10 protein-coding genes and 3 pseudogenes are annotated in these 13,393 nt (G+C 47.2%); 5 read left to right on the top strand and 8 right to left on the bottom strand.

Translation table 11 applies throughout. The features are described 5' to 3' along the window. Positions 1-70 precede the first annotated feature (70 nt). From RE628_RS09425 to RE628_RS09395, 7 genes and pseudogenes are all read right to left on the bottom strand, one after another. Positions 71-976: a selenium metabolism-associated LysR family transcriptional regulator gene (locus tag RE628_RS09425; RefSeq protein ID WP_309158476.1), complete on the bottom strand. Its 906-nt coding sequence runs from the start codon at positions 974-976 to the stop codon at positions 71-73. Positions 977-1,141: 165 nt separating this feature from the next. Beyond that, positions 1,142-1,579 (bottom strand): hypothetical protein, encoded by a 438-nt coding sequence (locus RE628_RS09420; RefSeq protein ID WP_309158475.1) that lies wholly within the window; start codon positions 1,577-1,579, stop codon positions 1,142-1,144. 243 nt (positions 1,580-1,822) lie between these two features. After that, on the bottom strand, positions 1,823-2,086 hold the full coding sequence (locus tag RE628_RS09415; protein WP_309158474.1) for a YlbG family protein: 264 nt from the start codon (positions 2,084-2,086) through the stop codon (positions 1,823-1,825). Positions 2,087-2,171: 85 nt separating this feature from the next. Beyond that, a pseudogene (locus RE628_RS09410) lies at positions 2,172-2,614 on the bottom strand (YlbF family regulator). 220 nt (positions 2,615-2,834) lie between these two features. Beyond that, positions 2,835-4,379: a helicase-associated domain-containing protein gene (locus tag RE628_RS09405; RefSeq protein WP_309158473.1), complete on the bottom strand. Its 1,545-nt coding sequence runs from the start codon at positions 4,377-4,379 to the stop codon at positions 2,835-2,837. Further along, positions 4,355-4,660, bottom strand: coding sequence for a hypothetical protein (locus RE628_RS09400; protein WP_309158472.1), 306 nt, complete (start codon positions 4,658-4,660; stop codon positions 4,355-4,357). The genes RE628_RS09405 and RE628_RS09400 overlap by 25 nt, the downstream gene beginning before the upstream one ends. Next, positions 4,657-6,388 (bottom strand): annotated as a pseudogene (locus tag RE628_RS09395) (DNA repair helicase XPB). Before RE628_RS09395 ends, RE628_RS09400 begins: the two are co-directional and overlap by 4 nt. A gap of 416 nt (positions 6,389-6,804) precedes the next feature. On the opposite strand from RE628_RS09395, the gene RE628_RS09390 reads away from it, so the two are divergent. The 4 genes and pseudogenes from RE628_RS09390 (at position 6,805) to RE628_RS09375 (ending at position 11,631) form a co-directional block, all read left to right on the top strand. Beyond that, positions 6,805-8,340: a flavocytochrome c gene (locus RE628_RS09390; protein ID WP_309158471.1), complete on the top strand. Its 1,536-nt coding sequence runs from the start codon at positions 6,805-6,807 to the stop codon at positions 8,338-8,340. Between the two features lie 355 nt (positions 8,341-8,695). Then, positions 8,696-9,016: an ArsR/SmtB family transcription factor gene (locus RE628_RS09385; protein WP_309158470.1), complete on the top strand. Its 321-nt coding sequence runs from the start codon at positions 8,696-8,698 to the stop codon at positions 9,014-9,016. A gap of 48 nt (positions 9,017-9,064) precedes the next feature. Beyond that, positions 9,065-10,755 (top strand): annotated as a pseudogene (locus RE628_RS09380) (SulP family inorganic anion transporter). Between the two features lie 225 nt (positions 10,756-10,980). Then, positions 10,981-11,631, top strand: a complete 651-nt coding sequence (locus tag RE628_RS09375) for a lysoplasmalogenase (RefSeq protein WP_309158469.1) — start codon at positions 10,981-10,983, stop codon at positions 11,629-11,631. A 39-nt stretch (positions 11,632-11,670) separates the two neighbouring features. Here the strand turns inward: RE628_RS09375 and RE628_RS09370 are convergent, their stop codons facing one another. Continuing rightward, on the bottom strand, positions 11,671-12,801 hold the full coding sequence (locus RE628_RS09370) for an amidohydrolase (protein ID WP_309159421.1): 1,131 nt from the start codon (positions 12,799-12,801) through the stop codon (positions 11,671-11,673). Between the two features lie 250 nt (positions 12,802-13,051). On the opposite strand from RE628_RS09370, the gene RE628_RS09365 reads away from it, so the two are divergent. Then, positions 13,052-13,393: a YugN family protein gene (locus RE628_RS09365; RefSeq protein ID WP_126997432.1), complete on the top strand. Its 342-nt coding sequence runs from the start codon at positions 13,052-13,054 to the stop codon at positions 13,391-13,393.

Below are 13,393 nucleotides of genomic sequence, written 5' to 3'. Positions count from 1 at the left end.
TCCTCATAATTGTAATATATATAAATAAATTCCGATCCGAGAGTTGCTAAGCCACTACCATAATTAGCATCTACAGAGACTGTCCATATTCTCTCAAAAAAGTAAGAAAAGTAACCGCAGGGACTGGCAGCAAGGTCGACTTCAAATGAACCGCGTAAAATTTTCGCTTAAACTCGGCATCCTCAATATCAATAACTTTCAGTAATCCGAGCGCTTGTTCATGCTTCACCGAAGAAGGTGAGATGATTGTAATGCCAATCCCCGATTCCACTGCTGACTTGACCGCTCCCGTACTTCCCAGCTCCATCACAGACTCGATTCGATCTGGCTCAAACCCTCTATGCGTCAGCTCCGATTCCATCACTTGGCGCGTTCCAGAGCCCTTCTCCCTTAACACGAAAGGATAGCTGACTACTTCTTGGAGTGTCACCCGCTCCCGCTCCGCCAATGGGTGCTCGGCAGGTACAATTAGCTTCAGTTCATCCTCCATCACTGGCTCAAAGCTCAGATCTGGATGATGAACCGGAGCTTCTACTAACCCGAAATTCAATTGATGACTAACGATCTCGTCGATAATTTGCGTCGTGTTCATCACTTTGAGGGATATAGAAATATGTGGACATTGACTAGCGAAAGGTCCCAACAGCCTCGGAAGTACATACTCGCCGATAGTCAGGCTGGCCCCAAGCTGCAGTCTGCCCTCCAACATATAAGTATGTCGAGACATTGCCTTCTCGGCATCCCGCATCAGCTCGATGCTTCGCTTCGCATACGGATACAGAGTCTGGCCCGCTTCCGTAAGCTCAACCCTCTTCGTAGAGCGTACCAACAGCTTACTACCGAAGTAATCCTCCAGCGATTGAATCTGCATCGTAACCGCAGGCTGTGTCATATGAAGTGCCTGAGCTGCCGCTGAGAAGCTCCCCCGCTCGGCCACGGTATAAAAAATATGTAATTGATGAAAATTTAAAGCCAACTCTGATCCCCCCTTTTCTTACAATAGCATGGTGGACATGACAAAAAAAGAGGCCGTCCCTAAGTAGTTATACTACCAAGGGAAGGCTCCTAAAAATTGCTCCATTATCGTATGTAGTTGACAGTCACTTGCACTCCTGACACTTCCGCCTCGCACGTTCCGATCTTATTTTCGTTTACGGCTATTCTTCATCAAGGTCATACGCCGCGAATGGCGAAGCCAGGAATAATACGATTTCAAATCACGGAGCTCAATTGTCTCCGACATCAAGCCAAGGAAGGTCACGATGATCATACGATGCAGCGGTCGTCCCGCTAGATCGAATTCTCCGGGTAACTCGTTAAACTCAGCAACCATCACGATGTCATCATCCACTAAATATACGTCTTCTTCTTTTCTATAATAAGGGGTTATCCGACCTTGTTTTAGGCGTTCCCACAGCCAAAGAGCGATATCTTCATACCGGGCCTTGGTATCCTTAATACGATCCTCGTACCTGACCTTGGCATGATTGGTTATCACGATATCAGCGATTCTTTTATCGCCCAGAGGAACATGGAAAGCTTCATAGGTTCCCCATCGTTCTGTAGCCTTGTCTCTCATGCCGCACCTCGCATCGATAGGACTTTGTAACTATGTATATTTGCCTATTATATTACATTATAACCTATAATTCTACAAGATCAGCATCCGGTTAAATTGGGCTAATAAGATAAAAAGATATAGATCTTTCATACTATTATTAGCTTTTTCGGAATTATTGACAAAACAAAAAAACAGCGGCAAGAATCTGCCGCTGCTTCTAAAATCCCCACTCAGAAACATATTTCAGATCGCATTCCAAGGCTATAAGCCGTAGTATTGCGTCTTATCCGGAACGTCTTTACTGTATTCCGTCTTAATCTCGTTGCGATACGAGCGCTCAATTTTGCGCACATAAGGAAGACGGCGAATATTCTTCATCGTATCCTCGGCACGCTCCGCGCTTACATACATAACAACATAATGCATCCGCCGGGATAAGTAGTGCACGCTCCCGTATTTCTCCAAATTTCTAGCCGCTTTCAAATCGCTTACCCAAATAATGTAGCCTGTACGCTCCGGAAACATGCTTCCTCTCCTTTCGACTATCTCTATGCAGCCTGCCATAGCCTCTTCAAGTATGGCAACCTTCAGTCATTGCTTGTACAGTTCGTTATCCGCAGCTGCATGACCCGCCGCTCCGCAACCACATCCAGATGAGGGATTCGGATCATTGCTGGGTACCTTAATCGTATCGGAGACCGAATAGGCAATGATCTCAGACATTTGATGCAGGATACCATCCAGCTCCGCTTCGGCCGCCTTGAATTTACTTACTGCCTCGAACTGTTCCAGTTCAAGCTCCACCGCCGTGACCCGATCCTTTGCTTCGTGATAGTTGGGGTGGAAATGTCCGAACCGCTGAGTCTCCTCGAACAGTTCTTTTTGTGCGTCCAATTTCCGGATTAGATTCTGAATTTCCGCACTTTCCTCCACACGCTGCTTCCAAAATAAATAATCAGAGACAGCAGTAGAATTATTTATCATATCACCCAATTCATAGGCGTATGTCAGTACTTCGGCCATATCAACCGTAACTCGCTCTGTTACGCTCATGAATGATCAACTCGATTCTATGCAATTATTTGCGACGACAAGTCATTCCATCCGCCGTTTGCGACTTACTTCATTGACTACAGTCGACGAAGTAATCATATCATACTCTCTACCTGAGCGAAAAGAGGTCTTATAGAGGTTGTTAAAAAGTCCCCCGCTGAAAACTTAATAAATTCTATATCTAACACGGTGCTGAAAATCTGACTTTTTAAACTCGTACTTATAATTCTGGCAGAAGAATTCGCATCTCATCCCACTGCTCCGGCGTAAGAGAAGCTTGGCGTAGTGCCTGTCCCGTATCCTTCCCATCCATGCCTAAATTCATGAGCAGACCATGAATATGCCAACTTTCTTCACCCTCCATCCGCTCGGGAATAAATTCCGCCAACTGCTCGTCCATTTTCAATATCATTTTTGCCTTCCACTCTAAGGCCTGCTGGGCGATCTTACGTGCTGTAGAAGGATGGTATTTCCTTAATTCTCTCAACCATACTCCAGGAATGTCCTGCATTCCAGGGAACAGTTGATCACCCTTAGGAATCGATATATCTCGCTCATAAAACTGATAATCGCGCCCGTTGTATATCCAGGCTTGTTGATCAGTTATATCTCGATTATGAGTAGCTTCTTGTTCCACAATCTCCGCATCGGTCTCCAGCTGAATATATTTCAACTCCAATGATTGTCCCAAGCCCGGTCTGGGCGGTGATAGACTCAGTTCCTCCAGAACTTTCTCCACCTTGTTCAGACGATCCTGATCAACGATGAAGACGAGTGGTCCAATCTGCTCCAGCATGCCCCCCAGTTCAGGATGAGCGGCAATCCTGCTAGCCGCCTCTTCATCCTTGCAGCGAAGCAGTTGGACCTCAGCAAGAGAAGTCCGGCCCATCTCCTTGGCCCATTGCTTCAGGGACAGCAGGACATTATCTGGAATGCCAGCCGAACCATTTTGCAGGAAATCAATAGCTTCCTCTACTGTTCTCCCCTGCTGCGTGGCGGCAGCTATACTGGTCCGACTAAGTCGATAAATGGACATGACATCCATCGTTACGTTCTCGCAATATAGCTCAAGCTCCCAGCGTACCCGGTAGGAAACCTCCGGCGGTACGATAATTTCAAAATCCGGCTGAATATAGAAGCACTCCTCTGCTATAAGAAGGGACATGGCATCCTGCTCGGTAAATAAAGGCTTCATACTCCAACGAAATACAAGCTCTCCTTCCTGGGTCTCGCCAAGATCCAACCAACCCAGTCCGCATAGAGCCTCCAGCCAGCTTCTCATCCATAATAGCTTATCCTGTGGTAGCTCTTCATGGAGCATTCTTTGCTTCGTCAGAGAAGCGTGGACCTCATGTAAGGAGTACCACTGTCCTTCTACCAGATCGGCTGCGATCAGCCTGAAGGTAAAATGCGTCAGAGCGACATCATCAGGTACATAGCGAAGCATTACCTCACGAAACAGCAGATCATTCATCTGTTGTACTGGCCTACTTAACCATTGAGACAGCTCATGAGCATTCAAGCTCCAAGAGCCTCGTTCCTTACGAATTACCCCTAGCGCAAGCAGCATATCGAGCATGACGGCAGCATGGGCCGGATAGACCTCCTGATGCGGGTAGCGTAAATTAAGACCCACTACATCCTGCTCTGTAAGCTCGACTTGCTCTAGCCATTTATGGAGTGATTTCTGGTGAATCGTCCCTTTCGCTGTGAGCGGTAGCCCGTGATGAGCAATCCAGGTTAATCCACGAAATAAATCAACCACAAGCCCTTGCTTAGCAGCCTGTCGTAAAGTGACGCCAGCGGGTGGTAAGCAATCAAGCCCGATGTGAGGCCAGTTGATCCAGTACTCATAGAGCACATCCCCTGGAATGTAATACAACCTATCCCCCAAGACTTCTTGACGGCTGCGACTTGCCCTTTATGAAGCAAATCAGGCATTGCCGCGCGTAGCTCAGCACCGCTTAGTCTGTCCGCAGCTGCCGTATTCAATTTGCTCAATGTGAACGGAGAACCAGCAAATTTACGAATCATCGCCTCCATCATGCTTCCGATACCCCCTCAATGCGTTCGGAACCTATCCAGTTGATATGACTGTCCGCCTGTTCCAACATGATCTCATATTCATATCCCTGTTCAATTAAAAATAACTGTCTGCGCACGGCAAATTCCTGTTCACGAGTTCCTTCCGAGACGAGAGTATAGAAATACGCAATCTCCCCGTCCTCCTTCGGACGCAGAATTCTGCCGAGCCGCTGCGCTTCCTCCTGTCTGGAACCGAAGCTACCTGAGATTTGAATTGCCACTGCAGCATCCGGTAGATCGATCGCAAAATTGGCTACCTTCGATACAACCAGTACAGGGATCTGCTTGCTGCGGAAAGCTTGAAAATGCTGCTCACGTTCATCCTGCGGCATCCTTCCGGTTATCAAAGGGATACCCAGTTCATCTGCAACCTGGCGCAGCTGCTGCAAATATTGGCCGATGATTAAAATTTGCCGCCCGGCATGACGCTTTAACAATCCCTTTAACACTGCAATCTTATGTGGATTCTCCGCTGCGATTCTGAACTTGTCCCGTGCTCCGGCAAGATTATAGCGTTCCTGAAGAGCTGACGGCATCGCTGCCCTGATCTCCCGACATAGTACTGTAGCGATGTATCCGCGCTCCTCCATTTCCTTCCATGGTACCTCATAGCGTTTTGGTCCGATCAAGGAGAACACATCGCGCTCTTGACCATCCTCACGCACTAAGGTTGCCGTCAACCCCAGACGCCGGGTAGCCTGAATATCCGCTGTGGCACGGAATACCGGCGCAGGCAGCAGATGTACCTCATCATAGATAATCAGGCCCCAATCCCGTTCATTGAACAGTCCCATATGCTTGAAACCGTCTTCCTTCTTACTGCGATGCGTTAATATTTGATAGGTAGACACAGTAACTGCTCTAACCTGCTTCTTCTCTCCGGAATATTCACCGATCATATCCGATGTGAGCGTCGTCTTGTCCAACAGCTCAGCGATCCATTGCCGTACCGAAGTTACACTTGAGGTTAGAATCAAGGTCTCGCATTGAAAACGTTCCATAGAGGCAAGACCAATTACCGTCTTGCCCGCCCCGCAAGGTAGCACAAGCACGCCATTACCTCCGGAGCCCTGCTCCTGATCCCTGGCAAACGCGGCGACACTTTGCTCCTGATACGGCCTTAGCCTGAACTCCGTCCCATTCGAGGAAACATTTCGCAAGGTAAAATAAAGCGATTGGCCTTCGTGATACCCGACCCTATCAAGTACAGGGTACCCTAAACGAGCTAATTCCTGCTTAATACTGCCGCGATAGGTAGCCGAAAGCCTCATTCGCAGATTATCGATGTGAACTAATCCGAAGGACGACAAGCTGGGTTCAAGTTCCAACTGACGCATGATGTCGGCATCCTCACCTCCCAGCCATAGCATCCCTTCCTCGTCTTCGGCAGGGAGCAACTTTAATCTTCCATACCTCGACACCGTCACCTGAATATCTGAGATAACGGCTGGAGGGAGCGCCCACCGCGATATCGACTCCAGAGAATCCACAATCTCTGCCGCAGACTTCCCCAGCAGCTGCATTCCACAGCGATAATGGAGTAATGCGGTATGTATGGTAATTTGCCGGGCTCTTCACCAGCTCAGCAATCTGTATCAATTGTGCCCGCGCTTCTTCAAAGCCTGGGTGATTCTTCTCCAGCAATACCGTACCATCCCTCTGTACAATACATGCTCCAGCCGCATTCAAGCGCAGCACCTTCCTTCATTAATTAGTTCAATTAGCACACTAATCATTTATACTCAACACAGAGAACTTATCCCTCTGCCGGGTGAATTTCTCCTACGTTATAGCATCTCCAAACCCGCTTAAATAAGACGGGACCATCAATAACAACTATTATCATAACAAGAGATGAACTAACCTCCAAACGGTTTGTCATATATTGTATGTCTACGATTGTGAATAAAATCACTATCTCCGACTCCATCCTATTTTACAATAAGGTTGATCTTAAAGAAGCCAAATACCAATTAAGGAGGGGATAACCGAAATGGAGTGATGCTGGGAAGAACTATCTTCCGCTTCTCACTTCAAGTTACACTCTCCTTTTCATGAGCATCTTTAAGTTCAACTATAAATAGAAAAATGGAGGGGTTAAAACCATGCAGAAAAAAGCTGCAGCAATGCTAATTCTCATGCTTTCTTTCGTGCTCGTCATCGCGGGCTGTGGAAGCGGGAATGAGAACAAGAAAAACAACCAACCACAGAACGACACGAAAAAAGAAGAGGCCGCAGGTAATGAAGCTGTCTCAGGAGCATCGAAAATGACTTACACACCACTGGATCAACTCCAGGACAAATATGATATCATCATTGTCGGTGCGGGCGGCGCAGGCATGTCTGCCGCACTTGAAGCCAAGAGCAAAGGCTTGAACCCTGTTATTTTCGAGAAAATGCCGGTTGCCGGCGGGAATACGCTTAAGGCGTCTTCGGGAATGAACGCTTCCGAGACCAAGTTCCAGAAGGAACAAGGCATCAAGGACAGCAACGATTTGTTTTATGAGGAAACTTTAAAAGGCGGTCATGGTACCAACGACAAAGAATTGCTTCGGTTCTTCGTGGACAATTCAGCCAGTGCAATCGATTGGCTCGATTCCATCGGAATTCGATTGAATAATATTACGATTACTGGCGGCATGGGTGAGAAACGCACACACCGTCCTGAAGATGGATCAGCAGTTGGTCAATATGTTGCCAACGGATTGCTGAAGAATGTTCAAGAACAAGAAATTCCGCTTTTCGTTAATGCTAACGTGAAGGAAATTACTGAAAAAGACGGCAAAGTAAATGGCGTTAAAGTTCTCTTTGACGAAAAAGATGAGAAGGCAATTACTGCAGACGCTGTCGTTGTAACGACCGGTGGCTACGGCTCCAATATGGATATGATCTCCAAAGTTCGTCCCGACTTGAAAGGCCTGGTCACTACGAACCAAGAAGGTAGCACTGGCGATGGTATTCAAATGATTGAAAAGCTAGGCGGCATAACGGTGGATATGGATCAAATCCAGGTTCACCCAACTGTACAGCAAGATAAATCGTATCTGATCGGGGAAGTAGTGCGTGGTGAAGGCTCGATCCTCGTCTCGAACGAAGGCAAGCGCTTTGTTAATGAACTGGATACTCGCGATAAAGTAACAGCAGCCATTAACAAACTAGCTGATAAATCGGCTTATCTTGTATTCGACTCCGGCGTGAAATCTCGTGCCAAGGCGATTGATCAATATGAAAAGATGGGCTTCGTCATTAGTGGCGATTCGATTGAAGCTCTGGCTAAAGAAATGGGCGTACCCGCAGATCAATTGAAAACTACACTCGATACATGGAACGACGCAGTGAAGAACAAAAAGGATGCTGAATTTGACAGAACAACCGGTATGGATAACGACTTGTCCAAGGGTCCTTTCTATGCGATCAAAATCGGCCCTGGGATTCACTACACCATGGGTGGTATAAAGATCAACACCAACACAGAAGTTGTTAATAAAGACGGTCAACCTATCCCAGGTCTGTTCGCAGCAGGTGAAGTGGTTGGCGGCCTTCATGGCGAGAACCGAATCGGCGGCAACTCTGTAGCCGAGATCATTATTTTCGGCCGTCAAGCAGGTATCAAATCGGCTGAATTCGTTCAAGCACAATAAGATTTGATCTCAATAGAGCAAACGGGCTCGATAATCAGAAATGATTGTCGGACCCGTTTTTTTATTTTGTGTGAATTCACATATAGCGTACTTTCGTGCTTCATGATAATATTATATATCAAGATATTTGAATATGTTAATACTTAAAGTGGTGTGTTCAAAAAATCCAGTTTTCAGCACCGAGAAGGTTGAATGAAGCTAGGGACTGAGGAGCGGAGCGTAGGCAAAACCTACGTGAGCACCGGAAGGCCCGGCTGAATTCAAGATTCGACGTCGAATAGCTTCTTGATTTACTTCGTGATCAAAAGTGATTTTTTGAACTACCTCTTGAAGATTTGAAAGGTGGGGGAATTCTATGAATACCCAATTGCAAGCGTTCAAGGCTGAATTCTTCAAAGCGTTAGCCCATCCGCTTCGCATTCGTATTCTGGAGCTGCTATGTGAAGGAGAAAGAAGCGTCACTGAAATACAGACCTTGCTAGAAAGCGAAGGCTCTGCGGTATCCCAGCAGCTTAGTATTCTACGGGCCAAAAATATTGTGGTCGGAATCAAGCAAGGTAAGCAAGTGATGTATTCTCTAGTCGACCCTATGGTCGCCGATTTATTAGCTATTACCAAAGATATTTTCAACAATCATCTGATCCACATTATTTCCATGTACGAAGACCAGGATTGAACAAATTAAGAGGTAGTTCAAACGATCTATAAGAAAGAAGGCTCGATTGTGAATACTCTGTTTACGGGTATTTTCAAGAAATACTCACTCAAGCAACTTCAAAAAGACTTAATCGCCGGCATTGTTGTCGGCGTTATTGCGATTCCGCTTGCCATGTCCTTCGCGATCGCATCTGGTGTAAAGCCGGAGTACGGGATTTACACCGCATGTATCGCCGGAATACTCATCTCTATATTCGGCGGTTCCAAATTTCAGATCGGAGGGCCGACAGGCGCCTTTGTGCCGATCCTGCTCGGGATCGTCCTCACCTACGGTTATCAGAACCTACTGATCGCCGGAATCATGGCCGGAATCATCCTTTGTCTGATGGGCATATTCAAATTTGGAGCATTAATCAAATTTGTCCCCCGTCCTGTAACGGTCGGTTTTACCTCCGGAATCGCGGTTACTATCTTCACAGGCCAAATTGCCAACTTCCTCGGACTTACCGATATTGAGAAGCATGAGACCTTCATCGCGAACATGAAAGAAATTGCTATCCATATCGGCACGATTAATATATACAGCGTGATTACAGCATTGATCTGCCTGGCGATTCTGATCATCATGCCGCGCATAATACCTAAAGTACCGGCGCCGCTCGTTGGAATCGTCGTATCCAGTCTAATCGCAGGTTGGCTATTCTCTGGCCATATCCCGACTATTGGAACGACATTCGGAGTTATACCAAGCACGCCGCCCAAATTCCAAATACCATCCTTTAATTGGGATACACTTCAGCTACTGATCGGTCCGGCCTTTGCAATTGCTATGCTTGGCGCTATTGAATCATTATTATCTGCTGTAGTCGCTGACGGTTTAACCAATACGAAGCATAACAGCAATCGCGAGCTAATCGGTCAAGGGATCGCCAATATCATTACTCCGCTGTTCGGCGGGATACCTGCTACAGGAGCGATCGCCCGTACCGCAGCAAATGTCAAGAGTGGAGCGACCTCGAAAGTATCCGGTGTCATCCATGGGGTGTTTGTGCTACTAACCCTCCTGCTCTTGGCCCCGCTTGCTTCGCGAATTCCGTTAGCAAGTATGGCGCCAATTCTGATGATCGTAGCTTGGAACATGAGTGAGCGAGCCCATTTCAAGCATATTCTCAAGATGAAGTCGGGCGACTCGCTGATTCTCGTCATCACCTTCCTGCTCACCGTATTTACGAGTTTGACCATTGCCGTCGAAGTTGGCCTCGGACTTGCACTACTTCTGTTCACCAAGAAAATGAGTGAGAGTGTGACGGTCAAAAAATCATTGCCGAACCATCTCCGTGAAAAACGTGAGAAGATCGCCCAACTGCGGAATGAGTCCAGCAGTGACTCGACCATCAGCATATATACTGTGGAAGGCCCTTTATTCTTCGGGGCAGCTCAAGATTTCCACGAGACGGTTGCTAGCTATATCAAGCAACAGCCGAGATTCCTCATTTTGCGAATGGGCAATGTCCCCTTCATTGATACAACAGGTGAGGCGTATTTCCGTAGTATCATCCATCAATTCAGAGCTCAAGGGGCAGGCTGTTGATTGCCGGACTACCACCTCATGTTAAGGAGACACTGATCCATAACGGGCTATATTATACAATCGGCGGAGAGCATTTCTTCGAGCATGTGAATGAAGCGATCACCTTCTCACTTGAGAAATTACAGCAGGACAAATTCGATAATCTGCAATCCTTACGCCTCTCTTGAGCACGGGGTCAATAAAGCAATCATAATCTCTTGGTACTAAAAAAATCGTCCGATAGCCCCCGTCAGGGGCCTCGGGCGATTTTTTTGATCCAACGACATTTTTCATCTGGTGATTGTCAGCCATGATTGATATACTGTTTACGCTTTCACTAAATATACATATCTAATAGAGGAAGTTTAAAAAGTTCACTTTTGATCTCGCACTAACGATCTGGAGGTATTGAAATGCTCAAAAGAACGCTGGCTGTACTCATTCTCATCATGGGGCTGGTCTACATCTTCGTAAGCTCTGCGCTTATTTTTAAACTGATTCCAATGTGGCTGATCCTGTTGTATGCTTATTTGCACAGATCCCGGGTCGACAAACGATATGTCTTGCTCATTATTATCGGGCTGTTCTTCTGCATGCTGGGGGACGGTCTGCTCAGCCATTTTGTCATCGGACTATCAGCCTTCCTGATCGGGCATCTGTTCTACACCGCCGCTTTCATCACGAAATGGAAATTTTCATGGATCCGATTATGTACGATCATCCCGATTCTGATCTATGCAGGAATCATGGCGAACCAGCTATTCCAAGCGATGCATAACACCGACAACGAGGAGCTCATTATTCCCGTCATGATCTATTTGCTAATCATCCTGTCAATGGGTTGGTTCTCCATTATGAGCGGAAATGTATGGTCTATGATTGGCGGCACCCTCTTCATTATTTCAGATTCAATTCTAGCTTGGAACAAATTCATATCCGATGTTTATTACTCCGGAGTGCTTATTATGTTGACTTATTACGCTGCGCAATTCTTGATTGCGAACAGTGTAGGTCACAAGAATCCGAGATCAGATGCTTCCAGTACAAACAGCCTCGCCCATTAAGGGCGAGGCTGCATTCGCAACATGATTTGTTGCGACAAATTAATGTTCGTCCTGATAAGTCTCCGCCAAGGAGACCATCAGAGTTGCGGCATGTAGCATAGCTTCTTCGTCAATATCGAACCGCGGATGATGATGCGGATAAATAATACCCTTCTCTTCATTCCCTGCACCGACGAGCACAAAGCAGCCTGGAATCTGCTGCAAGTAATAGGCAAAATCCTCTGCCGGCATGATTTGCGCTGCAGTCTCCCCCTTCAGTCCAGGCACCTTGCTGGCTGCCCGGTTGAAGCGTTCAAATTCCTCTTTATCATTGACTACGCTAGGATAGCCATTAATATAGTGAATGTGAGCCTCCGCACCATAAGATTGGGTAACCCCCTCTACCAGAGCATAGATTCGCTCACGGATCACTTGCCTTGTTGACTCATCGAAGCATCTGGCTGTCCCGGATAGCCTACAACGATCCGCAATAACGTTCTGTATCGTACCGCCCTGAATTGAACCGATGGTTACGACCGCAGGATGCAGCGGATCTACTGAACGGCTCACAACGCTTTGTAGCTGCATGACTAACGCCGAGCCAGCGACCACGCTGTCCACCGCTTTATGCGGCATTCCTCCATGACCTCCGCGCCCTTGGATATCGATGAAGAAATCGTCCACCGAAGCCATCATTGGACCAGCTAAGCTTGCCGCCGTACCGAGTGGCAGCGGAGTCCAGAGATGCATGCCATAGATCACGTCGACACCTTCTAGCGCACCAGCTTCGATCATACCAACCGCGCCACCAGGGCAGGTCTCCTCGGCTGGTTGGAAGAGAAAGCGGATCTCCCCGCGAAGCTCCTGCCGCCGCTGACTATAATATTCAGCTACAGCTAGCAACACCGAGGTGTGCCCGTCATGTCCGCAGGCATGCATCACCCCGGAAACTTGCGAGGCATACTCACACAGCTTCTCATCCTGGATTGGCAGAGCGTCCATATCGGCACGAAGGGCAACCGTCTTACCTGGCAGAGCGCCGCGCAGCCGGCCTATAAGTCCGTAACCTTCGCCTATTTCCGAAACCTCTACTCCAAGTTCCTTCAAAATGCCTGCCACATAAGTGGAAGTCTCCTTCTCTTTGAACGACAACTCTGGATGGCGATGCAGGTGTCTTCTTCGTTCTACCATTTTCCCAAACAGCTTCTCTAAATCTCCCAGCTCCACCAGATCACTTCCTTATTGTAAGGTATCAAAAGTTATCCGTTAAAAACCTTGCAAAAAATGATTAAGTTATATTGTAGCAGAAAACCCGTTTATTCGGATACTAGGTAGGTAGGAAAACTGCGGCAGTTCCGATGGACAGCCATGAACAAACCTTGCGCAAGTAGTAGAAACATAATATCATGAGAGAAGAACTTTTAAGGGGGCAAATTGGACGATGATTGTTGAAAATACGGGTTTAGACGGATTAAAAAGCGATTTGGCTTACTTGGACGAATCCGCAGAGAAAGTCGGCTTCATCCGCTGGCAATGGGAATACTACCGTGCTACATACGATTACAAAATTGAATTCAACAATGATGACTACTACCTCCGAATTAATACGCGTGCCGTTGAAGGCAAACTGGAGCGTCCTGACGCGGTTCTGGCTATCGAAGCCGTTTATATGGGGCGGGCTACTTTCCCGCACGGCCTCGAATACGAATCGGAAATTCCGGCACAAGTAATTAAGACAGCAAATAGCAAACTAACCGAGCTAAAGGAATTGCTCGAGGCTTGA

It is taken from the genome of Paenibacillus sp. D2_2, assembly GCF_031199965.1.
Lineage (GTDB): Bacteria > Bacillota > Bacilli > Paenibacillales > Paenibacillaceae > Fontibacillus.
The sequence above is the reverse complement of the archived record's forward strand: the minus strand, read 5'-3'. Positions and strand labels throughout refer to the sequence as shown.